Here is a 24925-nt window from a genome sequence, read left to right as displayed (position 1 = left end):
TCATGGCCATGTCAGTGGGTCCTTCCGGCGAACCAGGGCTTCAGCGCCTCGTAGGCGTCGGTGAAGCGGGAATGCCTCTCGGCGTAGACGGCGTGGCGCGCGGCATCCGGAGTGAACTCCGCCGTCACCTCGCTGAGTGCGCGGGCGGCGGAGAAGTCCGCCAGGCCCAGGCCGACCGCCGCCGTCACGGCGGCGCCCAGACTGTTCGCCTCCTCCACCACGGTGCGGCGGCGCACCGGGACGCCCCAGACGTCGGCGAGCACCGACAGGTACGCGTCGCTCTGCGCGCCGCCGCCCACCGCGTCGATGCGGTCGATCGCTGCACCGGACTCGCGGAACGCCTGGATGCAGGTGAGCAGGTTGAACGCGGTGCCCTCGAGCACGGCGCGCACCAGGTGCGCACGGGTGTGGTGCCGGCCGATGCCGACGAAGGCGCCGCGCGCCTCCGGATCCCACAGCGGGGAGCGCTCGCCGAGCAGGTAGGGGAGGAAGTACAGGTCCTCGGTGTCGATGCCGGCCGCGGCCTCGGCCGTGAGGCGGCCGGTGTCGGGCCGGGCGGGGTCGGGGGAGAGGGCCTCGGCGATCCATTGCACCGAGGCGCCGCCGGCCTGCATCGTGGCGGTCGGCACGAAGGAGCCCGGCACGACGTTGTCGAACGTGAAGGTGCGCATCGCCGGATCGTGCAGCGGGGCATCTGCTGCGAACGAGATCCACGAGCTGGTGCCCAGGCAGACGTAGGCGCCGTCCTCCGGGGCGACGACGCCGGAGCCGACGGCGGCCATCGGGCCGTCGCCTCCTCCCATCACCACCTTCACGCCTGCCGGCAGGCCCAGTACTTCGGCGGCGGCGGCGGTCAGTGAGCCGGCGATCGCGGTGGAGTCGAGGATCTCGGGGAACAGCGCGGGGTCGAGGCGGGCCGCCGTGAGCACCTCGTCCGACCACGTGCCGTGCAGCTGGTCGTAGGCGTTGGTGCCGGAGGCGTCCGACCGGTCGGTGGCGAGCCGGCCGGTGAGCCGGAGCACGATGAAGTCCTTCGCCACGCAGGTGCGGCGCACGCGCGACCAGACCTCGGGCTCGTTGTCGCGCACCCACATGATCTTCGAGACGGAGTAGGTGGGGTTCAGCCGGTGGCCGAGCAGCTCGTAGGCGTGCTCGGCGCCCAGCGCCGCCTCCAGCTCGCGCTGCTGCGCACCCGCGCGCGTGTCGGCCCAGATGATCGCGGGGCGCACAGGCTCGCCGTCGGCGTCGAGCAGCACGGCGCCCATCATCTGCCCGCTCACGACCAGGCCGGCGACCTCGGCAGGAGACGTGCCCGTCCGCGCGACAAGTTCGCGGGTGGCGCCGACCACGGCGTCCCACCAGTCCTGCGGGTCCTGCTCGGCGATGCCGCCGGCGGCGAAGTGGGCCGGGTACGGCACGGTGACGGATGCCACGAGCCGGCCGTCGTCGTGGTGCAGCGAGGCCTTGTCGCCGGTGGTGCCGAGGTCGTGCGCGATGATCACAGTCCGTGCCTGTCTTTGTGCGGTCTCAGGTGTTTGGAGTATACCTGTAATTACAAGTTATCAGGAGGCCCATCGTGAGCACCATGCCCGCCCTCGACATCCCCGTCACCCTGACCATCTCGCCCGAGGGCGGCATCGAAGGACGCTCGCGTCGCTACGAGAAGCACCTCGGCGACATGTCGGGTGTGTACCGCGACGAGGCCGCCTGGGAGGCGTCCGTCGCCGAACGCGGCGCCGACGAGCTGGTCTACTGGGTCGACGACCACCGCTACCAGGAGGGGCCGGGCGCTCTCATCACCGGGACGAGCACGCTGCTTCCCGGCCGCGTGGGCGAGGAGTTCGCGGTGACCCGTGGACACTTGCACGCGATCGCCGATCGCGCGGAGCTGTACTACTGCCTGAGCGGCCGCGGCGTGATGCTGCTGGAGACCGTCGACGGCCGGTCCGAGGCGATCGAGCTGATCCCGGGCAAGGCCGTGAACGTGCCGGGGCACTGGATCCACCGCAGCGTGAACGTGGGCGACGAGCCTTTCGTCACCCTGTTCTGCTACGCGGCGGACGCCGGCCAGGACTACGCCCTGATCGCGGATGCCGGGGGCATGAAGAACCTCGTCACGGTCGACGGCGACGGCTGGGCGCTGACCCCCAACCCCGACCACACCGGGTACCGCCGCGTCTGATCGGATGACTCTCTTGCCCTGCGCCTCCGGGAGGCGCAGACTGTCCCCGTCATGCTGACGAGGACCGACGAGAGGATCGGATCATGGCGCACGGAGACATCACCCACATCGACATCCCGGTGTCCGACCTGGGGGCCGCGAGCGCGTTCTACAGCAAGCTCTTCGGCTGGAACATCGCCGAGATGCCGGGCTTCGAGGGCTACCCGATGTGGCAGGCCCCGAACGGCATCTCCGGGGGCGGGCTCGCGCCCCGCGATGACGGCTTCACGCAGCCGCGATCGTACGTCGAGGTCGACTCCATCGACGACACGATCGCCGCGGCGAAGGCGGCCGGAGCGACCGTCGCCGCCGAGAAGCAGCCCATCACCGACACCAGTGCCTGGGCCGTGATCGTCGACCCCGACGGCAACCACATCGGGCTCTTCGAGGGCGTCGTCGGCTGACGAGGCCCGGGCGGGGCGTCAGCGGCGCGCGGCTGCGGCCAGCGCCCGGTCCAGGTGCGCGAGGCCACCGGCCACGGCATCCGCGGTGATCGACTCCAGGCCCGGGTACTCGGCGTGCCCGGCGGGGAGGACGTGCAGCTCGAGGAGTGCGTCCGGCACCGCGTTGGCGACGGCGAACTGGCCCTGCGGCGGCACGTTCTGATCCCACAGCGCGGCCTCGACGCGCACCGGGATGCGGAAGGACAGTGCCGCGGTCGAGGCGTCGAACGGCCGCAGCTGCTCACGGGCCTCCGGATGCCGCAGCACCCACTGCCGCTGGAACTCGCCGCTGCCCAGACACGGCACCGCGAGTCGCTCGTCGTACTGCCCGAAGGTCGGCACGACCAGCGTCGCGCCGAAGAAGCGCTCGTCCCACGGCACGGCCAGGGCGCCGAGGCCCCCGCCGAAGCTCTCGCCCACGTAGTAGAGCGGCAGGTCGCCGGTCAGCGCCACGAGCGCGTCCGCGGCGAGCCACAGGTCGCGGGCGCACAGCCCGATCACGTAGTCGTCCGGAGAGGCGAGACCGGTCAGCACATGCGCCTCGCGGTCCTCCGGGGCGCCGATGTCCGCATTGAGGGCGCCCAGGCCCCTCGCCACGGGGAAGATCGCGGCGGCGTCCGCCGGAACGCGCCGCAGCTCCACGGCATCCCGCCCGCCGTAGCCGTGCCCGTGCACGACGCCCAACCGGGGTGAGGCCCCGTCGAGCGGCGCGACGCTCCACGCGCGCAGCCGCACTCCGTCGACGCCCGACAGCTCGATCAGCGACACCGCGCGCCCCTCCACCGTCGACGTCGACAGCACGGTCGGCGCCGCGTCCACGGAGCGGGCCTGCTCCCGCCATCCGAGCCAGAGCGCCTCGAAGCCGCCCCTGGGTGCGATCGGGGCGACCGCGCGCAGGGTGTCGAGGGTGAACCCGTAGCTGCCGTCGAAGGCGGCATCCGGGAACCAGGCGTCGAAGGGGGCGGGGTACGTCATGCGCGGAGAGGGGTCCTGTCGGTGTCGGGAAGGGCGGCGTCGAATGAGGCGGTGTCGAGTGAGGCGGCGCGGGCGTGCATGGCAGACTGGTGGCGACCCGAGAAGGAGAGCGGATGCTGGTCACCGAGCGACGCGAGCGCATCCTCGCCCTGGTGCGCGATCGCGGGTCGGTGGGCCTGCCGGAGCTCGCCGCCACGCTGGGCGTGAGCGAGATGACCGTGCGCCGCGACATCGAGCTGCTCGCCGAGGACGGCGAGGTGCAGAAGGTGCGCGGCGGCGTGCGCGCCGTGCCGGCCACGGGTATCCGGCCGGCCACCATGCAGGCGACGACGGCCGAGCGCCGCGCGATCGCGGCGGCCGCCGCCGAGCTGGTCGAGCCGGGCATGGCCATCGGCATCTCCGGTGGTCCTGCAGGCCTTGCCCTCGCGCACGAGCTGGTGCGGGTACCCGATCTCACGATCGTCACGAACTCGCTTCCCGTGTCCGACCTGTTCTCGCCGCCCGAGCGGGCGGACGCGCCCTACACCCAGACCGTCGTGCTCACCGGCGGCGTGCGCACGCCCTCGCAGTCGCTGGTCGGCCCCGTGGCGGTGCGCGCCCTGGAGCGGCTGCACTGCGACCTGGTGCTGCTCGACGCGCACGGGCTCGACGAGCAGGCCGGGCTCACCACCATGAACCTGCTCGAGGCCGAGACCTATCGCGCCTTCATGGCGGCCGCGCGCGAGGTCATCGTGCTGGCCGATCACACGCGCTGGCAGGTCGTCGGGCTCACCACGATCGCCGACCTCAGCGACATCGACCGGCTGATCACCGACGACGGACTCGGCACGGACGCCCGTGAGCGGCTCGCCGAGCACATCGCCCGCGTCGACATCGCCGAGCGCACCGTCGCGGAGCGTGCTCTGCACGCCTGAGCCGAGCGCGCCGTCGCGGACTGAACCGCCCGCCCCGCACGGCACCGACAACAGCACCGTCATCAGCGCGCCGTGCTCGCCCGCTTCACGAGGCGGGCCGGGATCGTGATGTGCCGCACGGGCAGGTTCGCCCCGATCGGTGCGGACAGCTGCCGCTCCAGCTCGGTGAAGGTCGCGTCGACGAGCTGATCGTGGTCGGGCGCGACCGAGCTCAGGGCCGGAACCGAGAAGCGCGCGGCGCGGATGTCGTCGATGCCGATCACCGCGATGTCCTGCGGCACGCGGCGTCCGCGTGCGGCGAGGGCGGCGAGTGCGCCGAGCGCGACCGAGTCGTTCGAGCACACGATGCCGTCCAGGTCGGCGACGGCTGCCGCCATCTCGGCGGCCACGCGCTCGCCCTCCTCGGCGGTGAACGCGTCGACCTGGGCGGTCAGCGCCGGATCGGCGGGGATGCCCGCGGCCGCCAGCGCCTCGAGGTAGCCGGCGTGCCGGCGATCCGCGGCATCCGAGGGGCGCGCGTCGCGACGTCCGATGAAGGCGATGCGACGGCACCCGGCCTCGATCAGGTGCGCGGTCGCGGTCTTCGCCGCGCCGCAGTTGTCGATCGTGATGTGCGTGAACGGGCTCACCTGGATGTGCTCGCCCAGCAGCACCAGGGGGCCGGGGGAGGTGCGACGCGTAAGATCGGCGACGGTCAGCGAGCGCGGGATGTGGATCAGGCCGTCGATGTCGGGCAGGCCGTGGCCGTTGGCGACGTCGATCTCGCGGCTGTGCTCGCCCTCGGTCTGCACGATGAGCACGGCGAGCCCGCGCGCCTCGGCCCCGCGCACCAGGCGCGAGCTGAGCTCGGCGAAGTACGGCTCCTCCAGATGGGGCACGGCCAGCGCGATCAGCCCGGTGCGGGTCGCCCTGGCGCCCGGAGTCGAGCGGGCGGTCGGGCGCTCCCGCTCGTCGAAGGACGTGCTCACCCTCGGTCTCCTCTTGGCGCGACGGTCACCCGCGGGAACGCGGGTGGACTTCACGTTAGCGTCATCCGTCACGACTGCACCCGGAATGCGATCACGCGCGCCTCGGCCGCGCCGTTGGTCGCCTCGATCACGAGCCGTGCCGCGGTGAAGGCGCCGAGGTCCGCAGGCAGAGGATGCACTCGGTGGCGGAGCCGGTTGCCCTGCTCCGCGACGACCGTGACCCAGGTCCCGTCGACCAGCACCTCGACGCGGTAGTCGCGCACCAGCTGCGGCATGATCTCGTCGGGCGTGCGGTGGTGGTGCAGCGTGATCAGCGAGACGTCGACGTCGTCATCGAACACCAGACGCACCTCGCGGGCCGTCACCGGGGCATCCCAGTCCAGTCGGAGCCACGCGGGCCCGCCCGACAGCGGGCCGGAGGCCCACATGTTCGGACCGCCGAAGGGACGGTTGTACCCCGACACCGCACGCTCGGGCGCGAGCGCCTCGCTCACGGGCAGCGCGCGGAACATCGGCGCGCGGCCGCGCAGCGGCTTGGTCGGCCACTTCACGAGCAGGCCGTCGTCGCTGATCTCGACGTTCTCGTCGTCGTTGTCCACCCGGTGCACGAGCGTGAGCACGCCCGCGGGGAGCGGCGAGGTCAGGTGCACGCTCAGGCTCGGATTCGCCCGCAGCACGACGATCGCGTTCTGCGGCGCCTCGGGCGCGAACGGCGTCGGCGCGCTCACCCAGGTGACGTCGCCGGCGGGCACGTCGATGGTGGCGCTGTGCTCGAGATGCGCGGGCACGACGTTCTGCCGCTTGCCGGTGGACCAGACCTCCACGGTCAGGGTGGTGGGCTCGCTCGCGCTGAGCAGCAGCTCGGTCGTCTCCAGGAGCGGATGCACGGGGACGACGATCCCGAGGTCCTCGGCGAGCACGTGCGGCGCGGCGTCTCCTGCCCCCGCGGCATCCGCTCCGGCCGCGATCGTGCGCTGCCAGCCCGACGCGGACACGGCCGCCGTGCGAGCGAGGTCGCGCGGGTCCTCGTTGGCGACGCCGATCAGCGAGGAGTCGGAGCGCAGCAGCGCCTGACGCAGCTCGCAGCGGTGGTTCTCGTACAGCTCCCGCGGCGTCTCGCCGTGGTCCAGGCAGAGGGATGCCGCCGTGCCGGCCGCCTCGCCCATCGCGGCGCAGGTGGCCATGACGCGGGCGGCGCCGAACGCGATGTGCGTGGCGGAGATGTTGCGGCCGGCCATCAGCAGGTTCGACACGTTCGCCGAGTACAGCGAGCGGAAGGGGATCTCGAAAAGGCCGTCCGAGAAGCGCTGCACGGCGCCGGCGCCGGTGGCGTACATGCCCTCGGCGGGATGCAGGTCGATCGACCAGCCGCCGAACGCGACGCCGTCGTCGAACTCGACCTGGTCGAGCACGTCCTGCTGTCGCAGCGTGTGGTCGCCGACGAAACGACGGTACTCGCGCTTGCCCGGCAGATTGCCGATCCATTCCAGCGTGAGGTTGTCGGCGTCGAACTCGCCGGAGTTCTTGATGTGGTCCCAGATGCCCAGGATCACCGAGCGCAGCTCGTCGCGGATCCGCTCGTTGTCGTCGACGATGTCGAGCTGGCCGCCCCACTCGATCCACCAGTAGTGCGCCCCGCTGTCGCCGCTGCGGATGATGCGGGTGGCGGGGATCGGCGTGGTGCTGATGTCCTTCGCCGACTCGGGGGCGACGAACTTGACCGGGTGGCCGAGGTCCTTCGTGTAGAACAACAGGGTCGAGCCGAGGAACTCGCGGATCGGCTCCTCGGGTGCCCATTCCTCGTCGAACTCCGCGCGGCTCTCCTTGCCGAGGCGGTGGCGCGCGCCGACCAGACGGCCGATCAATCCGTCGCCGGTGCAGTCCAGGAAGACCGGCGCACGGAAGATCGTGCGGATCTCGGACCCCATGGTCCACCCCGTCACCGAGATGATGCGGCGGTCGTGATCGGGGCCTGTCGCCTCCGCCTCGGAGACGTCGGTGTTCAGGAACAGCGTCAGGTTCGGCTCCCGGCGCACCGTGTCGAGCACGACGTCGTCCCAGTACACCGGGTTGCCCTCGGGATTGCGGAACTGGTTCTCCAGGAACATCTCGCCCATGATCCCGGTCTCGCGCGCCCAGCGCTGGTTGCCGTGCGCGGTCGCGCCGCACACCCACACCCGCACCTCGGACGACGAGTTCCCGCCCAGCACCGGGCGGTTGTTGATGAGGACGGTGCGCCGCCCGAGCCTGGCGGCTGCGACGGCGGCGCTCACACCGGCCAGGCCTCCTCCGACGACGATGATGTCGGCTTCGACGGTCTGCGTGCGCATGGCGGGGAACTCCTGGGATTTCAGATGAGGGTCGGAAGGGATGGAAGGGGGGAGGGAGGGGCGGATGCCGTGCGGCATCCGCCCCTGGCGATCAGCCGGCGGCGATCGCCTCGACCTCGTACACGCGCGCCACGTCCGTGGCGGAGGCGGACGGATCGGTGATCAGGAGCCGCACGGCATCGGCGGTGAGGTCCTTCGCGTCGACGACGACCTCGCCGCTGACGTTGCCCGCGACGCTCGCGATGGGCGTCCAGCCCTCGGCGGTGCGCAGCTGCACGGTGAAGTCGCGCAGCACGGAGTCCGAGGGGACCCCGGCGGAATAGCCGCTGCGCACGCGCACGACATCCAGCGGGGCGGCCTGCGGCCACTCGACCATGAACCACGGCTGCGCGTCCGTCGACGAGGAGACCCAGCGGCTGGCATCCGCGCAGCTGCCGTCGATCGCCCGTTCGGGACCGGTGTCGGTGCGCAGCTGCGACGAGGCGCTGGCCGTGCCGGTGCGCGCGAGGTTCGCGCCGCCGGCGTCGCCGCGAAGGCCCGTGAGGATGCCCGCGAGCGAGCCGCCTGCGCGCTTCTGGCCCGAGCGAGGCACCTCGGCGTAGCGCAGCGTGCCGCCACCAGGCGTGGCCGGGGCGCTGAGGTACAGCACATCGGTCCCGTCGTCGCGGGTCGCGGCGCGCAGCCGCTGCTGGCCGACCATCGGGTCTCCGACGGCCTCGATCGCCCAGTCCGGGCGACCGTCGGCGCGCTCGAACATGACGACCTGGCTGCGCGTGACGTTGCAGGTCTGCAGCGTCACGACGCCGTACACGCGGGTCTTCGAACCGTACGAGGTGGCATCCATCGTGGCCACGGTGTCGACTCCGGATCCGAGGGACGGCGGGTCGATGAGCGTCTCGCGGCTCCAGTCGGTGCCGTTCCAGGTCGCCCACTCCAGGTCGAACAGGGGCGAGTCGCCCGAGGCGTAGCGGTACGTCACACCCCGCAGCACGCCGTCCTGGATCGCCATCTTGGCGGTCTGCACGGCGGGGGTGGTGTCGGTCATGGTCTCGCCGTCGGTGAACGGCTGGAAGACCACCGGGCCGGGGGTGGTCGGCCGGATCGGCGTGGGGAGCGCCCCGCCGGCGACATCGCTGAACGTCTTCGCGACGGGGTTCCACACGGCGTACGAGCCCAGGTGACGGAAAGGGCCGGCGGCCCAGGCGTGCCACTCCCAGAGCAGGTGCACCTGTCCGTTCCCGTCGACGGTCACGTCGTCGGGGTACACCGAGTAGCTCGTCGCCGAGGCGACCACGGTCTCGCGCGCCCAGGTGCGCGTGTCCAGGTCGTAGCGGTAGAGCACGCCATCGCGGCGCGCCTGGGCGTCGGGCCCGGTGCGCACCATCAGCCAGACGTCGCCGTCCGGGCCGACCGCGGTGATCGGGTACGAGATCGTCGAGCCCTGGTCGGGCATCTCCTCGCTCACCTCGACCAGCGAGGTGACGTCGCCGGGCACGGTGGAGCGGAAGTAGTTCCAGTCCTCGTGGTGCATGGAGGCGAACACGTGGATCTCGCCCGCGCCGTCCACCGCGACCGAGGGCTGATTGTGCCCGTTGTCGTTCAGGTAGTTCGCGCACGCGCCGGTGGCCAGCCGCAGGCATCCGGAGGTCCACTCGCCCGACGCGGTGCGCGAGGCGAGGTGCACCTCGTGGCGGTTCGTGCCCGCGGGCACGTTGTAGGCGAAGTACGTGACGCCGTCGACGACGGCCAGCGGGTTCCACCAGCCGGACTGGTTGGACCCGTCGACGGTCACCGGCACGGTCTCGACCGTGCTCGGGTGCACGCCCGCGCTCGCCGCAGGCGCCAGCGCGGTGGCCAGGGCGACGGCGACACCCGCCGTCACCCCTGCCACTGCGCGGCGCGTGACCGGAATGCCCATCAGCCGATCAGCTTCTGCGCGGCCTCGCCCGCCTGGGCCATGGCGTCCTTCGGGCTCTGCTGGCCGACCAGCACCGCCTGCACGCGCTCGGCGACCACGGTCTCGACCTGCGCGTACTGCGGGAACTGCCAGAACGGGTTCACGGTGGCGGTGGCGGTGATCTTCTCCGCGAAGCGCGAGCCGAAGGCGTCCGAGGCGACCTCGTCGGAGGCCTGCGCCTCCTCGGTCACGGGCGGCAGCGCGCGCACCTTGTAGTCGGCGAGCACGGCATCCAGATCGCTGGTGGCCCACTGCCCGAACTCCGCGGCGGTGCCCGTGGCGTCGTCGCTCGCACCGCCGACCACCACGATCGCGCCACCCCAGACGAGGGCTCGCGGGGTGTCGCCCTTCTTCAGCACCGGGCGCGACTCCGACACGATCTTCTCGCCGAGCTGGGCGTCCGGCGAGTCCTTGATCACCGAGTTGCGGCCGACCGGGGCGTCGTCGTAGATCGCCGTGCGTCCCTGCGAGAACAGCGAGCGGGCGTCGAAGCGGTCGACATCAGCGGCGATCAGGCCCTGGTCGTACAGGGACTTGTACCAGGTGACGGCCTCGATGCTGGCGTCGTCGCCGATGGTGACCTTGCCGTCCTTGACCAGGTCGCTGCCGAAGGTCTGCATCCAGATGAGGATGTCCTTCAGCTGCGCGGCCTTGGTCGACGCGGCGTAGGGTATGAGCCCGTTGCCGAGGCCCTTGAGCTTCTTCAGTGCGCCCTCGTACTCGTCGACCGTGACGGGGAACTCGTCGATGCCCGCCTTCTGGATCAGTTCGGAGTTGGTGAGCAGGCCGATCGCGCCGATCGTCCACGGGAAGCCGTACTGCTTGCCGTCGAACTGCGCGGCCTCCAGCGCGGATGCCGTGTAGCCGCGGCCCTTGGTGAAGGCCGAGACGTCCTGCAGCTTGCCCAGGGCTGCCAGCGAGGCGAGCCAGGCGACGTCGACGTGGGCGGCGCCGGAGAACTGGCCGCCGCGCACCTGCAGCATGAGCTGCTTGAAGTACTCGTTGTAGGGGAACGAGACCTCGGTGATGTCGACCTTGCTCTTCTTCTCGTAGCCCTCCAGGAGCGCCTTGATCGCCGGGGCCGCGGCCTCCTCGGTCAGCGACCAGCTGGAGAATTTGAAGTCGGCGGCCTTGAACCTGCCGGGGGCGAACGCGTCACCCGCGGCGGGGGCGCCTCCGCCGGAGGTGCCGCCGCTGGGCATGCAGCCGGCCAGCATCAGTCCTGCGGCTCCCAGGCCTGCGAACTGCAGGAGCTGGCGGCGCGAGACGGAGGGGGTGTTCTGAGACATGGTGTTCTCTCTCTTCTTCGAGGGGGTTCTGCGTGGGTGTGTCGGGAAAGGAGCGGGCGGGGTCAGCCCTTGACCGCGCCGGCGGTCATGCCGCCGACGAGGAAGCGCTGCAGGGCGATGAACGCGATGGCCACCGGCAGGGAGACCACGAGCGAGGCGGCCATCAGCTCGGGCCAGGCGGTGGAGGCCTCGCCGATGAACGTGTTCACCAGGCCCGGGGGCAGGGTCTGCTTGTCGGGGCCGGCGAGGGTCAGCGCGAAGATGAAGTCGTTCCAGCCGCGCACGAAGGCGAACAGGCCGGCGGCGACCAGACCGGGCGCGGCGAGGGGCAGCACCACGGAGTGGATGATGCGCATCCGCGAGGCGCCGTCGACGAGGGCGGCCTCGATCAGGTCATCGGGGATCGTGTCGAAGAAGCCCTTCAGCATCCACACGCACAGCGGCAGCGTGAAGGTGGTGAACGAGAGCACCAGTGCGGCATAGGTGTTCAGCAGGCCGTAGGCGGAGAACACGGTGTACAGGGTGATCAGCAGCAGGGCCTGCGGGAACATCTGCGAGGCCAGCACGAAGTACATCAGGCTGCGGCGCCCGCGGTAGCGGAACTTCGAGAACGCGTAGCCCATGTACGCGGAGACGATCACCGAGAGCACGGCCGTGATCACCGACACGATGATGCTGTTGCGCAGATACCCGAACAGCGCGGGGTTGTCGAGCAGCGCCAGGTACGCGTCGAACGTGATCTGCTTCGGGAACAGGCGCGGCGGGTACGAGAACACCTCGGTGCGCGGGGTGAGCGAGGTCGCCAGCAGCCAGTACACGGGCAGCAGTGCGAAGCCGCCGAAGACGACGACGGCCACCCAGGCGCTGATCGTGACGGCGCGTCGGTCGGCGCGCATCTTCGGCTTGCGCAGCTGCTGCGGCGCGGGACGGTCGGATGCCACAGCGGGCGTCTCGGTGAGCAGCGCGGTCATCGCTTCTCTCCCTTCTCCGAGAATCGGACGTAGACGACGACGAGACCCATCAGCAGCACCATCCAGAGCAGCCCGAGGGCGCCGGCGTGGCCGAGGTCGAAGCCGGTGAACGCGGTCTCGTACACGGCGGTGGCGAAGGTCTGGGTGGAGCCGGCGGGTCCTCCGCCGGTGAGCACGTAGATGATGTCGAAGTGCTGGAAGTTCCAGATGAACTCGAGCAGCAGCACCAGGCCGATGATGCCGCTCAATTGCGGCACGGTGATCGAGAAGAAGCGGCGGACCGTGCCGGCACCGTCGATCTCGGCGGCCTCGTGCAGCTCGGGCGGAACGGTCTGCAGACCGGCCAGCAGCATGACCATCATCCAGGGGAACGACTGCCAGGTCTTGGCGACGATCACGGCGATCATGGCGGTGGCCGGGTGCGCCAGCCAGGCCTGCGGGTCGTCGATGAGGCCGATGGACTGCAGCAGGGCGTTCATCACGCCGTAGTTGGCGTTGAAGATCCACATCCACAGGAACGACACGACGACCCCGGGGATCAGCCAGGGGATGAGCATGATGCCGCGCAGCACCTTCGCGCCCCGGATGCGGGAGTTCAGCGCGAGCGCCAGACCGAAGCCGATCACGAACGGCGCGATGGTGGTGCCGAGAGTGAAGACGATCGTCTGGACGAGCAGTCGGGGGAAGTCGCCGGTGAGCACGTCGATGATGTTCTGCAGCCCGACGAACTCGCGGCCGGGCACGACCAGGCTCTGCTTGAAGAACGCAGTGACGAGCGCGGTGATCAGCGGGTAGACGACCACCGCGGCCAGCAGGGCCAGACCGGGTGCCGTCAGCAGCAGAGCGAACATGCCGTTCGACATCCGCCGGGGGCGCCGTCCTGCTACTGGCTGTGAACTATTGAGAAGTTCTGTCATGAGTGGGGCATCCTTGACCTTCGGGCTCTCCGCGACATCCGGGTGTTGTGCGGCGGAGTTTCCAGTGTTTCCGGTGATCGACCGTTTCGTCAACCTCGCGTCGTCACGATCAAGTAACGAGAGAACATGTGAAAAGACGTTAGGAATTGTGTCGACGCTTCAAAGACGTGATCCTGCTCCGGATCGATGCTTGATTAGCGATTATCGATTAGCTAGGCTCTCGATCGATCGCCCCAGCGATCGGGCGGGTCGCCGGCCGGCCCCGAGGCGCAGTCCCCTCGACGCAACCCTCATGAAGAGCAACTCTCACCACGAGCAGACGGAGACGCGATGAAGCGTGCACTGGCAGCATTCGCCATAGCGGCGGTGATCGGGACGGCGCTGACCGCCACCCCGGCATCCGCCGCCGACGGACCCGCCCTCTACGTGGCGCCAGGGGGTGATGATGCCGCCGCGGGAACCATCGACGCGCCGCTCGCCACGCTCGAAGGCGCGCGCGATCGCATCCGCCAGCTCAAGGCGGGCGCGGGCCTGCCCGAGGGCATGACCGTGTTCCTGCGCGAAGGGCAGTACGACCGCAGCGCCTCGTTCGCGCTCGGCAAGGAGGACTCCGGCACGGCCGAGCATCCGATCGTCTACCGCTCCTACCCGGGCGAGCAGGCGACCCTGACGGGCGGCCGCGAGCTGCCGCGCGAGGACTTCGCGAAGGTGACCGACAGCGCGGTCACCGGCCGCATCGTCGACGTCGCCGCACGTGACAAGGTTCTCGAGGTCGATCTGAAGGCGCTCGGCCTGAACGACTACGGCCAGCTCAGCCGGCACGGCTACTGGAAGGCCAACGACGTCAGCACCACGCCGCCGATGGAGCTCTACATCGCAGGTCAGGGCATGACGCTCGCGCGCTGGCCCAACGCCGACGCCGCGACCCCCACCGTGCAGATGGGTGACATCATCGATCCCGGTCCCACCCGCAAGGATGCCGACCTGCAGGACCGCGGCGGCACGTTCACCTACGGCTACGACCGCCCGAAGTACTGGACCCAGGCGAAGGACGTCTGGCTGGACGGCATCTTCGGCTACAGCTGGGAGTGGTCGTACAACAAGATCGAGAAGATCGACACGACCGCCAAGACCATCACGCTGCGCTACGGCGAGATGTCCGGGATCATGAAGAGCTGGTTCCCCGACTTCCACTTCGCGCAGAACCTGCTGGAGGAGCTCGACGCCCCGGGCGAGTACTACATCGACCGGGACGCCGGAAAGCTGTACCTCATGCCCAACGCGGCGTTCACCTCGGGTGAGGGCGCCGTGACGGTGACCACGCTCAGCGAGCCGATGCTGCGCACCGACGACACCTCGTATGTCACCTTCGACGACATCGTGATGGAGTACGGGCGCGCCACGGCGGCCGTCATCCTCGGCGGCTCGCACGTGACGGTGTCGCACGCCGACATCCGCAACTTCACCGACGGCGGCGTGCTGATCAACTCTCCCGGCCGCTACACCTACGACGGCATCCCCGTGAACCGCGGCGGCCGCGACCACGCCGTCACCGACTCCCGGATCACCCACGTCGGCGGCATCGGCGTGGTGCTGCAGGGCGGCGACAAGACCACGCTCGAGCCGGGCCGCAACCGGGTCGAGAACTCCGAGATCGCCGACTTCGCGTACTACCACAAGGCCTACAACCCGGGCGTGATGTTCGACGGGGTCGGCAACATCGCCAGGAACAACAAGATCCACGACGCCCCGCATCCGGGCATCATCGTCTACGGCAACGACCACCTGTTCGAGCGCAACGAGGTGTACGACGTCTGCAAGATGTTCAACGATCTCGGCGCGATCTACATGAACTCCGGCAAGACCCCGCAGCAGCGCGGACACGTCTTCCGCGAGAACTACTTCCATGACATCGGCGTGGGCATCGCAGGGGTCGAGGGCATCTACGCCGACAACTTCACGTGGGACCTCACCATCGAGAAGAACGTGTTCGCGAACATGGGCAACTCCGCGATCAAGAGCGGATCGGCCGACTACATCAACGCCAGCAACAACGTCTTCATCGACGCCTACGTGCCCTACGACAACTACGAGCAGTGGATGGGGAACCAGGAGGGCAACGTCGTCGACCGTGACTACATGCCGGCCTGGAAGCAGGTGTTCGCCGACAACAACGACTTCGTCGGCACCCCGTACCTGGAGAAGTACCCCGAGCTGAGTCACTTCTTCGAGGACGACCACTACTACCCGAACCACAGCACCTTCGCGAAGAACGTGGTGTGGAACCCCAACCGCAAGCCCATCGCCGGGCTGAACGACCAGGGTGCGAAGGACGGCAAGAACCTGCTGAACTACGGCACCAACCTGGTCGCCACCGCCGACCCGGGCTTCGTGGACGCAGCCAAGGGCAACTACGCACTCAAGGCCGACTCCGAGGTCTTCTCGAAGGTCCCCGGGTTCGAGGCGATCGCGTTCGACAAGATCGGCGTGTCCGGGCACATCGGGCAGTCGCAGTCCCCTGACACCGTGGCGCTGAAGGCCATCGCCTTCGACAGCGACCAGCTGCGCATCGACGCCGGCGACCAGGCGCGGGTGCGCGCCGTGCCGCTGCCGTGGAACGCGGCCGACTCCGCCGTGACCTACGCCTCGGCCGACACGGCCGTGGCCACGGTGGACGCCAAGGGCCTGGTGCTCGGCATGGGCCCGGGAACGACGACCATCACGGCGACCGCGAAGTCCGACCCCGCGAAGCAGGCGACCATCGAGGTCGTCGTCTCCGAGGGCGACGGCGTGCTGCACTTCACCGACTTCCAGTCGGGTGCGAACGGCTGGCCGACCGACCCGAACCGCAGCATCCAGGTCGATTCCGCCGGCAACAAGGTGTACCGGATCGTGAAGGGTGCGAACTCCCTGCTCCCGCGCGACTTCACCGAGTTCGTGCTGGACTTCGACGTCACCCCGCCCGCCGGCGACATCGCCACCTCGGGTCTGGTCATCTACAACCGCAATCAGAACGGGGGCGGGTACATCCGCTACCGCAACGCGGCGGCGGGGCCGACGTGGGACATCTTCGACAGCAACTGGAAGACCGTCGCCGAGAAGGTGCTGCCGGCAGATCAGGCGCTCCCGAACGGGAAGACCTCGCACGTGCGCATCGCGGTGCAGGACGGCTCGATCCGGATCGTCGTGAACGGTGCGATCGTGCTCGAGGGCAAGGACCCGGCGCCCGGAGCTGCGGGCCGAGTGGGCTTCTACGTCGAGGGCTACGCCTCGCTCGACTTCGACAACATCGGGTTCTCGCTCTCGGGGGTGCCGGTCACCGGCATCAGTCTGGATGTCGAGAAGCTGGCGCTGAACGTCGGCGAGCGGCACACGGTCAAGGCCACGGCCGCGCCCGAGGACGCCAGTGACACCCGCGTGAGCTGGTCCAGTGCCGACCCCGCGATCGCGACGGTCGGGGACGACGGCCGCATCGCGGCGGTCGGGGGCGGCACGACCACTGTGACCGCGACCTCCGTCTCGGACCCGTCGCTCACCGCATCCGTGCAGGTCACCGTGGCCGACGCCGCCTACCCGACGGTGCGGCTCGACCGGCAGCTGACGGATGCCGCGAACTGGAGCACCGCTGACGGGATCACCGTCGACGCGGACGGCGTGAAGCTCGCCGCGCAGGGCGTGTACGGCTACAAGGCCGAGCGCTTCGGGTCGACGCTGCTGAAGTTCCGCGCGGACTTCGGCAAGTTCGACGGCGGCTGGTACGGATTCCAGGTGCGCTCGGACCAGACCGGGATCCCGGCCTGGCAGAACTCCAACACCGGCTACCTGTTCATCGTGAAGGAGGACACGTTCGAGTTCCAGAGCTGGACCCCCGGTCAGACCATGCTCGACGTCATCCCCAACACGGTGATCGCGCCCGGCAGCACGCACGAGATCGAGGTCGGCGCCGTGGCGGAGGAGGGCGGCACCCGCGTGGTGCTGAGGGTCGACAGCAAGACCGTGTGGAACGTGCGGGACGCCAGGGCGAACCTGCGCATCGGCGCCGACGGCTTCTTCAACCTGTACCACTACGGCAAGACCAACACCTTCTCGGTGAGTGCGGAGACGCAGGACGCCACCGTCGCCGGGATCTGCTGGTCGGCGGATGCTGCACCCAAGACGCGTTACCTGCGCGGAGAGGCGCTCGACACCACCGGGATGCTCCTGGATGTCGCCTGGAGCGACGGCAGCACCTCGCAGCATCAGGTGACTGCCGATATGGTGAGCGGATTCGACAGCAGCAAGCCGGATCACGCGCAGAAGCTGACCGTCGCCTACCTGGGCGCGACGACCACGCTGAACATCACGGTCCGCCCCAAGCTCAAGCAGGAGGAAGTGGACGTGCCACGATGCGGATGAGCTTCATCGGCGACTCCATCACGGATGCCGGACGCGACAGGACTGACCCCGGATCGTTCGGAGACGGGTACGTGTCGCTGCTGGCACCCGAGCTGCAGGCCGGCGGTGCCGAGGTGCTCAACCTCGGCATCGCCGGTGACCGGGCCGTGGATCTTGCGGCGCGGTGGGCATCGGATCTGATGCCCACCGCGCCGCAGGTGCTCACCGTGTACGTCGGCATCAACGACGTGTGGCGACGGTTCGACAGCGACGACCCGACACCCACGGACCGGTTCGAGGACACGCTGCGGGGGCTTCTGGCATCCGCCGTGGATGCCTTCGACCCCGAGCTGATCCTGATGGAGCCGTATCTGCTTCCGGTGCGGGATGAGCAGCGGGGCTGGCTGGAGGAGCTCGACGAGAAGCGCGGAGCCGTCCGGCGGCTCGCCGTCGAGTTCGGAGCGCAGCTGGTGCCGCTGCACGAGGTGCTCACGGCTGCGGCCGCGGGGCGGGATGCCGCTGAGCTGGCCCCTGACGGCGTGCATCCGTTCCCGGAGGCGTCGCGCCTCATCGCCGATGCCTGGCGCACCGCGTGGGCCATTAGCGATAGTCGATAATGAAAGTACAATGGAAGCTATGACGGACGTGATGGGCGCAGCAGGCCTGCAGCGGGGACTGCTCTCGGATCAGATCTACGCCATGATCAAGGCGATGATCAAGGACTCCTCGCTGGCCCCGGGTGAGCAGCTCGTCGAGTCGCAGCTGGCGCGCCAGCTGCAGGTCAGCCAGGCGCCCGTGCGCGACGCGCTCAAGCGGCTCGCGCACGAAGGGCTGGTCTCTCACGTGCGTCACCAGGGCAACTTCGTCGCCAGTTACTCGGCGGAGGAGGCCGCGCAGGCCAAGGTCGCGCGCGTAGAGCTGGAGGCACTCGCCGGCCGGCTCGCGTGCGGGGCGCTGGACGCGGAGCGCCGCGGCCTGCTCGACGACCTCATCGCGGGGATGCACGAGGCCGCCGAGTCAGGCGATCTCGCCCGTTTCCGCGAGCTGGACTTCGCGTTCCACCGGGGTGTGATCGAGTCATCCGGGAACGTCTACCTGCCCAAGATGTGGGATCTGCTGGAGCCCAGCCTGCGTTCGCTGCACGTGCTCGGCGACCCGAAGTTCACCGGGGACTGGCACGAGGTCGCCGACTGGCACCGCGGTCTGCTCGAGGTGCTCGAGGCGGGCGATCCGCAGGCCGCATCCGACCTGTTCCGCGCCCACGCCGCAGGCACCCTGCTCGACCCCGCCTGACGGCGCCCCTTCGTCTCAGACGCTCAGCCGTAGAGGCGCGTGGCGGTGCCGGCCCAGAAGCCGGCGATGTCGGGGTGGGGGAGCGCCCGCCGGGTGGCGGCGACGACGTCGGCATAGGAATGCGTGCGAGCCGACATCGGCCAGTCGCTGCCGAACATCAGCCGGTCGGCGCGGAACAGCCGGAGCGCCGTGCCCGCGAGGTCTGCGAGCCCGGCATCCGTCGTCGTCGGGGACAGCAGGCCGGAGAACTTGGCGTGCGCGTTCGGCCGCTCGGCGAACGCCGTCAGGCCGCCCAGCCACTCAGTGTCCGGTTCGCCGTGCCCCAGCCCGAGGTGGCAGAGCACGATCGCCGTGTCCGGATGCCGGGATGCCAGCGCGGCGGCGCCGCCGAGCTGTTCGGGCCGCAGCAGCAGCTCGAGCACGCGACCGGAAGCCCCCAGGGCATCAGCCAGATCATCCAGCCCGGCCACGTCCGAGAGGTCGGCCGCGCGCTGGGGCACGGCCGCCCGCACCCCGGCGAGATCCGCTCCCTCGAACGCGGTCGCGCCGAGCGGATGCCCTGCGGCCGGCTCGTACTGCAGCACGGCGCGACGAACCACGGCATCCGCCGCCGTCACGGCCGTCAGCCAGCGCGCCTCCTCGACGGAGTCGGCGACCTGCACGGCGACCGCGGCCTCCACGCCGCAGGGCTCGGCTGCACGTCGGTACTCCGCGACGGATGAGATCCGTGGCAGTCCCATCCCGTCGCGGAACCACGGGATCGCGAAGGCGTCGACGTCCCACAGATGCACGTGCGCGTCGACGATGCGCATGCTCACGCGCTCTCGAGCGCGAACCACAGCTCCTCGGGAACCTCCGCGGCGAGGCCCGCGACGAACGCATCGACCTCGGCGGGCGTGCGGGCGCCGACGACCACGGCATCCGCTCCCCGCCGCAGCGGGAAGCGCACCGCGGCATCCGCCAGCTTCACGCCGTGCTCACCGCACAGCGCCTGCAACCGTCGCGCGCGCTCCAGCAGCGCGTCATCCGCCTGCCGGTACTCGAAGTAGGGCGCGGCGTCCGGGTCGGCGAGGATGCCGGAGTTGAACACCCCGGCGGCGATCACGCCGATGCCGCGCGAAGCGGCCAGGTCCATCAGCCGCTCCTCGGCGGTGCGGTCCAGCAGGGTCAGACGCCCGGCCTCCATGATCACGTCCAGCGGTGCCTCGGCGGTGAAGCGCTCCAGAGGCTCCAGTCGGCCCAGGCCCACGCTGATCGCGCGGACCACGCCCTGCTCGCGCAGCTCGACCAGTGCCGTCATCGCGCCCGCCATGCCCGCCTCGACGTCCAGCGGGTCGTGCAGGTGCAGCACGTCCACGCGGTCGGTTCCCAGCCGTGCCAGCGAGCCCTCCAGGCTGCGCCATACGCCGTCGCGGCTGAGGTCGGCGACCGACGAGGCCCCGCTCGCGCCGCCGGTCACGGGCGCGCCCTCGGCGTCCAGCAGCTGCCGGCCGACCTTCGTGGCGATCACGACCTCGTCGCGCGGGACCCCTCGCAGTGCCAGGCCGAGCTTCCGCTCGCTCTCGCCGTCGCCGTACAGGGGCGCGGTGTCGAAATACCACACTCCGTGCGCCAGCGCGGCGTCGACGGTCGCCACGGCATCCGCATCGGGCACCCGCGCGAACAGGTTGCCGATCGGCGCGCAGCCCAGGCCGGCGTCGTCCCGCAGGCCGGGAGTGACGCTCAGCGGGCGGAGGGCTGCAGGGAACGCCATGCCTCGTACTCCTCACGGCTGTCGGGGGTCAGCGGGTAGTAGTCGCTCAGCCGCGCGCCCTCGTCGAGTCGCATCCGGCTGAACACCTCCCACTCCTCATGATCCCGCGCCGACGCCACGACCTGGGGGGCCATCGCCTGCGGCACCACGACCGGGCCGTCGTCGTCGGCGATCACGAGGTCGCCTGGCATGCACAGCGCCCCGCCGACCGCCACCGGGACGTCGTACGCCCAGGGGGCGAGCTCGGACTGCGAGGCGTAGTGCGGGGTGGTGCCCGTGCACCAGACCGGGATGCCCAGTTCGCGGATGCGCGCCGCGTCGCGGATGCGCCCGTCCACGACGATGCCCGCGCCGCCCTTGCGGATGAAGTACCGCACGAGGATGTCGCCCAGGCATCCGGAGAACCGGCTCCCGTAGGCCTGCACGACCAGCACGTCGCCGGGCTGCACGGCCTCGAGCACGTGCCAGAGCGCGGTGTGCCGCTCGGCGTACTCCTGCTCCACGCCGGCCGCGGCGTCCTGCGGCAGGGCCATGTCCTCGCGCTGGGGCATGAACTGCAGGGTGATCGCCGAGCCGACCACGCGGCTGCCGGTGGTCAGCGGTGCCGGGCCGTCGACGAAGGTGCGGCGGATGCCGAGCTGGTGCAGCTTGGCGCAGGCGGTGGCCGACGACAGGGCCGAGAAGTCCTCCACGAGCGCCGCGTCGGGCCGGGTGTACGCGGGCCCTCGCACCGGGAGTGCGAAGTCGGGGCGGATCAGTTCGGCGCTCATGCGTGTCCTTCGGTGGTGCGGGGTGCTGCAGGGGTGAGATGGCGCGGCGAACCGGTCGCGCGCGCGATGGTCAGGTCGAGGTCGGCGCCGTGCGCCGGCGGGAGCACGACCACCAGGTCGTCGTCGCACTCGACGGAGACGGTCGAGAACGCGCCCAGCGGGGAGGCGTAGGTGCCGGATGCCCCGGGATACGCACTCGCGTCCTCGACGCGCGCGGAGGCGGCGACGATCCGGTCGAGCCCGAACCGTCCGCCCCGCAGCCGAACGGTGCGGGTTCGCGTGACGGAGGTGTTGACCAGGCGGATGCCGATGCCGTCGGCGTCCAGCCGGTGCACGAGCGCGGCGACGTCCTGCGGGAGACCGGGGCGCCCGCGGTCGACGTCCTCGTAGCGCAGCGCGGTGTGGCCGAGCCCGCCGTTGTAGAGCACCTGCGGCGCGCCGCCGACGAGCTGCGTGAGCACCTCGGTGACCACCGGGTTCACGCGCTGCCAGAAGTGCAGGTGCGCGGCATCCGGGTCCTGCGCGTCGCCGAGCATCATGGCCGTGCGCCGGGCCACCTGGCCGAGCGCCATCTCCAGCGCCCGCTGCGGGTAGTCGGGCAGATCGCCGGCGAGGAAGGAGTACCAGCCGGCCTCGTGCCCGGCCTCCTCCTTGTCGCGGAACGGGGCGACGCGGTCGGCGGATGCCGGGATGCCGGCGATCGCGCGCTCCAGGCGTGCGCGGTCGGCATCCGTGCGCGACCACCACCACAGCCAGACCGGGACGTCCAGCTGCAGCGGTCCGAAGTCGAACCAGCCGTCCGCGCCGTAGCGGTAGGGGACCAGCATCCCCTCGTCCTCGGCCGCCGCGCCGTAGCGGGCGTTCCAGCCGCCGCGCAGGCTGTACGTGCTGCCCGCGGCGGAACCGGGGCGCGCTTCGGCGAGGACGGCGTCGAGCATGGTGCGCACCAGGTCGAGCGCGGTGTCGTCGCGGGTGATCAGGGCGTGGTTGACCGCGCCGATGAGCGTGCTCATGGCGACCGAGTGGAACCCGTGCGGCCACGCCCAGCCGTAGTGCGCGCCCCACCAGCGGCCCTCCTGCAGGGAGCCGGCGACACCGTCGGGGCCGATGCTGTCGAACATGACGCCGTCGGCGCCTGCGCGCTCGCGCCAGCCGTCGACGTAGCGGCGGATCCACGCGCTCGCGGTCTCGTCGCCGTCGTACAGCCAGGTGTTGGCGGCCAGCGACGTCGCCGCGAGGTTCACCGCGACGTCGCCCTTCGCACGGCGGTGCATCTCCTCGGACATCCGCAGCGCGTTCGCGGGTTCGGCCAGGTCGTCCCACGTGTCGATGCCGGGAAGGCCCTGGATCGGCAGGCCGTAGGGGCGCATCTCGGCGCGATCGGCGGTGTACGGCACGACCGTGTCGTCGAGACCCGGGCGGGCCCCGAGGGCGCCGTTGTGCGGGGCGCGGATGATGTTGTGCCCGGCATCGTAGTTGCCGTGCGCCGGGTCGGTGAACAGCGCTGCGAAGCGGCGCGCGCGTGCGGCGTACGCCTCGTCGGCGGGGTCGGCGGCGCAGATGCCGGCGAAGAAGAGCAGGGACTCGCCCTGATGGAACCAGTCGTAGCCGTTGTCGTACTCGTCGGTCAGCATGCCGGCCTCGGTCAGCTGCGCGGTCACGCCCTCCCAGGCGCGCTTGCTGTCGGCGAGCGCCTCGTCCGGCCCGCCCAGCAGGTAGAACGCCGGCCAGTTGAAGAACGGCTCGTACAGGTCGTCGACTCCGTCGCGGTCCTCGAACTCGGCGACACCGCGCAGGCGGCCGTCGGGAAGCGTGTACCGGTCGCGGAACAGCCGGCGCGCCTGCTCGATCTCGTCGAACAGCCGGCGCTGCAGCACGGCCCAGGCGGGGATGGTCCGCAGCGGGGAGGAGAGGTGCGCGTCTGCCATGGTCAGCCCTTCGTGGCCCCGGCGACCAGACCGCCGATGATGTGCCGCTGCATGACGATGAAGAAGATCAGCGCGGGGAGCACGGCCAGCAGCAGCGTCGGGAACACCTGCGTGTAGTCGGTGGAGAACTGGCCGACCGCGGCGTACACGCCGGTGGTGACCGTGTAGATGCCGGAGCTCGGGCCCAGGATGATCTGCGGGCTGACGAAGTCGTTCCACACGCCGATCGAGTTCAGCACCACCATCGTGGCGATGACGGGCTTCATGATCGGGAAGATGCAGGTCCAGAACGCGCGGATGGGGCCCGCGCCGTCGAGGGAGGCGGCCTCGTCGATGTCGCGGGGGACGGTGCGCAGGTAGGCAGAGAACAGGAAGATCGACACCGGCAGGGTGGCAGCCGTCTCGAACAGGATGAATCCGGGGATGGTGTTGATCAGCCCCAGCACTCTGAGCACGAACACCACCGGGATCAGGGTGACCTGGCCGGGGATGAACAGGCCGGTCACGAAGAGCAGCAGCAGGCCGAGGTGCCATTTCGAGCGGCCGCGGGCGATCACGTAGGCGACCGGCGCGGACAGCAGGATGCAGAACAGGTTGACCAGCACCACGAACAGCAGGGTCACGCCGTAGGCGGCGATGACGTTGAACCGGCTGCTGGTGACGGCGGCCCACAGGAAGTCGAACGTGAAGCTCTGCGGCGTGATCAGCAGCGGGTTCTCGATGATCTCCTTCTGCGGCTTGAAGGCGTTGATCACCATCGTGTACATCGGGATCAGCATCGTGATCGCGAAGACGCCCAGGACGATCCACCGCGCGGTGCCGGCCAGGAGGGACGGACGGTTGCGGCTCTGCTTCATGAGCGGGGTCCTGGTCAGCGGGGTCTTGGTGAGCGGGGTGGCCATCAGTCGGTCGCCTTCTGGTCTGCGCGGCGGCGCACGAGCGTCACGCCGAGGCCGATCACGGCCGTCACGATGAGGAGCACGATCGACTGGGCGGCGCCGAAGCCGAGCGCGGAGTTCGCGAAGGAGTCCTTCAGGATCTGGTAGACGATGGTCTGCGTGGATCCGGCGGGGCCGCCGTCGGTCAGGGCCAGGATCACGTCGTACGCCTTCAGCAGGCCGACCAGGGTCAGCACGATGTTCACGGTGAAGACCGGGGCGATGAGCGGCACGGTGATCGAGCGGAACTGCTGCCAGCGGCTGGCGCCGTCCACGGTGGCGGCCTCGTAGTACTCGGTGGGCACCGACTTGATGCCGGCCAGGAACAGGATCATGTTGAAGCCGAAGTGCGACCACACGATCGTGAAGATGATGCTCGCCTTCGCGAACATCGGATCGGTGAGGAACGGCAGCTCCGGAAGGCCGATGCCCTGCAGCATCCCGTTCACGGCACCCTGCGGTGCGAGCATCGCGGACCAGATGAAGCCGATGATCAGCGCGCTGATCACGTACGGGTAGAAGAAGATCGTGCGCAGCAGCGTGTTCGCACGTCCCGGCCCCGAGATCAGGGCGGCGATGGCGAGCCCGATGACGTTGCACAGCACGGTGCCGAGCACGGCGATGACGCCGGTGAAGATCGCGGCGTTCAGGGAGCGCGGGTTGCGGAACGCCTTGGCGTAGTTGTCCCAGCCCACGAAGTCGAAGTTCAGGCTGTAGCCGGTCCAGTTCGTGAAGCTCAGCACGCAGGCGAGGATCATCGGGATCACGAACATCGCGAGGAAGACCGCGACGGCGGGGGAGGCCATGATCAGGCCGGGGATGCGGCGCCGCCAGCGCTGCGCCGCGCTGCGCTGCCGCGGGACGGCGGTGGATGCCATGGGGGA

At 70.2% G+C, this 24925-nt stretch carries 20 protein-coding genes; 6 read left to right on the top strand and 14 right to left on the bottom strand.

The features are described 5' to 3' along the window. Nucleotides 1-11 precede the first annotated feature (11 nt). Nucleotides 12-1502 carry a xylulokinase gene (gene xylB / locus MIAR_RS15845; protein WP_285637900.1) on the bottom strand — a complete coding sequence of 497 codons (1491 nt, stop codon included), beginning with the start codon at nucleotides 1500-1502 and terminating at the stop codon, nucleotides 12-14. An 83-nt stretch (nucleotides 1503-1585) separates the two neighbouring features. Between xylB and MIAR_RS15840 the strand changes: the two genes are divergently transcribed. Next, the gene (locus MIAR_RS15840) at nucleotides 1586-2182 is read left to right on the top strand and encodes a glucose-6-phosphate isomerase family protein (RefSeq protein ID WP_285638547.1); all 597 of its coding nucleotides are present in this window, start codon (nucleotides 1586-1588) and stop codon (nucleotides 2180-2182) included. An 83-nt stretch (nucleotides 2183-2265) separates the two neighbouring features. Next, complete coding sequence (locus MIAR_RS15835; protein WP_285637898.1) at nucleotides 2266-2625, top strand: VOC family protein; 360 nt, start codon at nucleotides 2266-2268, stop codon at nucleotides 2623-2625. An 18-nt stretch (nucleotides 2626-2643) separates the two neighbouring features. On the opposite strand, the gene MIAR_RS15830 is transcribed toward MIAR_RS15835, so the two are convergent. Beyond that, nucleotides 2644-3639, bottom strand: coding sequence for an acetylxylan esterase (locus MIAR_RS15830; protein ID WP_285637896.1), 996 nt, complete (start codon nucleotides 3637-3639; stop codon nucleotides 2644-2646). Between the two features lie 113 nt (nucleotides 3640-3752). Here MIAR_RS15830 and MIAR_RS15825 point away from each other — a divergent pair, with 113 nt between their 5' ends. Beyond that, nucleotides 3753-4553: a DeoR/GlpR family DNA-binding transcription regulator gene (locus MIAR_RS15825; protein ID WP_285637894.1), complete on the top strand. Its 801-nt coding sequence runs from the start codon at nucleotides 3753-3755 to the stop codon at nucleotides 4551-4553. Nucleotides 4554-4615: 62 nt separating this feature from the next. Here MIAR_RS15825 and MIAR_RS15820 read toward each other — a convergent pair whose 3' ends face one another. The 6 genes from MIAR_RS15820 to MIAR_RS15795 form a co-directional block, all read right to left on the bottom strand. Then, on the bottom strand, nucleotides 4616-5521 hold the full coding sequence (locus MIAR_RS15820; RefSeq protein WP_285637892.1) for a LacI family DNA-binding transcriptional regulator: 906 nt from the start codon (nucleotides 5519-5521) through the stop codon (nucleotides 4616-4618). A gap of 68 nt (nucleotides 5522-5589) precedes the next feature. Continuing rightward, nucleotides 5590-7851, bottom strand: a complete 2262-nt coding sequence (locus MIAR_RS15815) for an FAD-dependent oxidoreductase (protein WP_285637890.1) — start codon at nucleotides 7849-7851, stop codon at nucleotides 5590-5592. Nucleotides 7852-7942: 91 nt separating this feature from the next. Next, on the bottom strand, nucleotides 7943-9769 hold the full coding sequence (locus MIAR_RS15810) for a BNR-4 repeat-containing protein (RefSeq protein ID WP_285637888.1): 1827 nt from the start codon (nucleotides 9767-9769) through the stop codon (nucleotides 7943-7945). Continuing rightward, nucleotides 9769-11097 carry an extracellular solute-binding protein gene (locus tag MIAR_RS15805; protein WP_285637886.1) on the bottom strand — a complete coding sequence of 443 codons (1329 nt, stop codon included), beginning with the start codon at nucleotides 11095-11097 and terminating at the stop codon, nucleotides 9769-9771. Before MIAR_RS15805 ends, MIAR_RS15810 begins: the two co-directional genes overlap by 1 nt. A 62-nt stretch (nucleotides 11098-11159) precedes the next feature. Continuing rightward, on the bottom strand, nucleotides 11160-12068 hold the full coding sequence (locus MIAR_RS15800; protein WP_285637884.1) for a carbohydrate ABC transporter permease: 909 nt from the start codon (nucleotides 12066-12068) through the stop codon (nucleotides 11160-11162). Then, entirely contained in the window at nucleotides 12065-12919 is an 855-nt protein-coding gene (locus MIAR_RS15795; protein ID WP_285637882.1) for a carbohydrate ABC transporter permease, read from the bottom strand. Before MIAR_RS15795 ends, MIAR_RS15800 begins: the two co-directional genes overlap by 4 nt. Before the next feature lie 396 nt (nucleotides 12920-13315). Here MIAR_RS15795 and MIAR_RS15790 point away from each other — a divergent pair, with 396 nt between their 5' ends. The 3 genes from MIAR_RS15790 to MIAR_RS15780 are packed head-to-tail and all read left to right on the top strand — an operon-like array spanning nucleotide 13316 to nucleotide 18652. Then, on the top strand, nucleotides 13316-17380 hold the full coding sequence (locus MIAR_RS15790) for an Ig-like domain-containing protein (RefSeq protein WP_285637880.1): 4065 nt from the start codon (nucleotides 13316-13318) through the stop codon (nucleotides 17378-17380). Further along, nucleotides 17377-17976, top strand: a complete 600-nt coding sequence (locus MIAR_RS15785; RefSeq protein ID WP_285637878.1) for an SGNH/GDSL hydrolase family protein — start codon at nucleotides 17377-17379, stop codon at nucleotides 17974-17976. Before MIAR_RS15790 ends, MIAR_RS15785 begins: the two co-directional genes overlap by 4 nt. 19 nt (nucleotides 17977-17995) lie before the next feature. Continuing rightward, complete coding sequence (locus MIAR_RS15780; protein WP_285637876.1) at nucleotides 17996-18652, top strand: GntR family transcriptional regulator; 657 nt, start codon at nucleotides 17996-17998, stop codon at nucleotides 18650-18652. Nucleotides 18653-18675: 23 nt separating this feature from the next. Here the strand turns inward: MIAR_RS15780 and MIAR_RS15775 are convergent, their stop codons facing one another. Genes MIAR_RS15775 through MIAR_RS15750 form a run of 6 tightly spaced genes read right to left on the bottom strand, consistent with a single transcriptional unit; the run spans nucleotide 18676 to nucleotide 24919 of the window. Next, on the bottom strand, nucleotides 18676-19464 hold the full coding sequence (locus MIAR_RS15775) for an amidohydrolase family protein (RefSeq protein WP_285637874.1): 789 nt from the start codon (nucleotides 19462-19464) through the stop codon (nucleotides 18676-18678). 2 nt (nucleotides 19465-19466) lie between these two features. Next, nucleotides 19467-20405, bottom strand: coding sequence for an aldo/keto reductase (locus tag MIAR_RS15770; RefSeq protein WP_285637872.1), 939 nt, complete (start codon nucleotides 20403-20405; stop codon nucleotides 19467-19469). Continuing rightward, nucleotides 20375-21175: an RraA family protein gene (locus MIAR_RS15765; protein WP_285637870.1), complete on the bottom strand. Its 801-nt coding sequence runs from the start codon at nucleotides 21173-21175 to the stop codon at nucleotides 20375-20377. Before MIAR_RS15765 ends, MIAR_RS15770 begins: the two co-directional genes overlap by 31 nt. Continuing rightward, the gene (locus MIAR_RS15760) at nucleotides 21172-23103 is read right to left on the bottom strand and encodes a DUF8034 domain-containing protein (RefSeq protein ID WP_285637868.1); all 1932 of its coding nucleotides are present in this window, start codon (nucleotides 23101-23103) and stop codon (nucleotides 21172-21174) included. Before MIAR_RS15760 ends, MIAR_RS15765 begins: the two co-directional genes overlap by 4 nt. 2 nt (nucleotides 23104-23105) lie before the next feature. Continuing rightward, complete coding sequence (locus MIAR_RS15755) at nucleotides 23106-24005, bottom strand: carbohydrate ABC transporter permease (protein ID WP_285637866.1); 900 nt, start codon at nucleotides 24003-24005, stop codon at nucleotides 23106-23108. Further along, nucleotides 24005-24919: a carbohydrate ABC transporter permease gene (locus MIAR_RS15750; protein ID WP_285638545.1), complete on the bottom strand. Its 915-nt coding sequence runs from the start codon at nucleotides 24917-24919 to the stop codon at nucleotides 24005-24007. Before MIAR_RS15750 ends, MIAR_RS15755 begins: the two co-directional genes overlap by 1 nt. Nucleotides 24920-24925 lie beyond the last annotated feature (6 nt).

Source organism: Microbacterium arabinogalactanolyticum (assembly GCF_030268005.1).
Taxonomy (GTDB): Bacteria; Actinomycetota; Actinomycetes; order Actinomycetales; family Microbacteriaceae; genus Microbacterium; species Microbacterium arabinogalactanolyticum.
The sequence above is the reverse complement of the archived record's forward strand: the minus strand, read 5'-3'. Positions and strand labels throughout refer to the sequence as shown.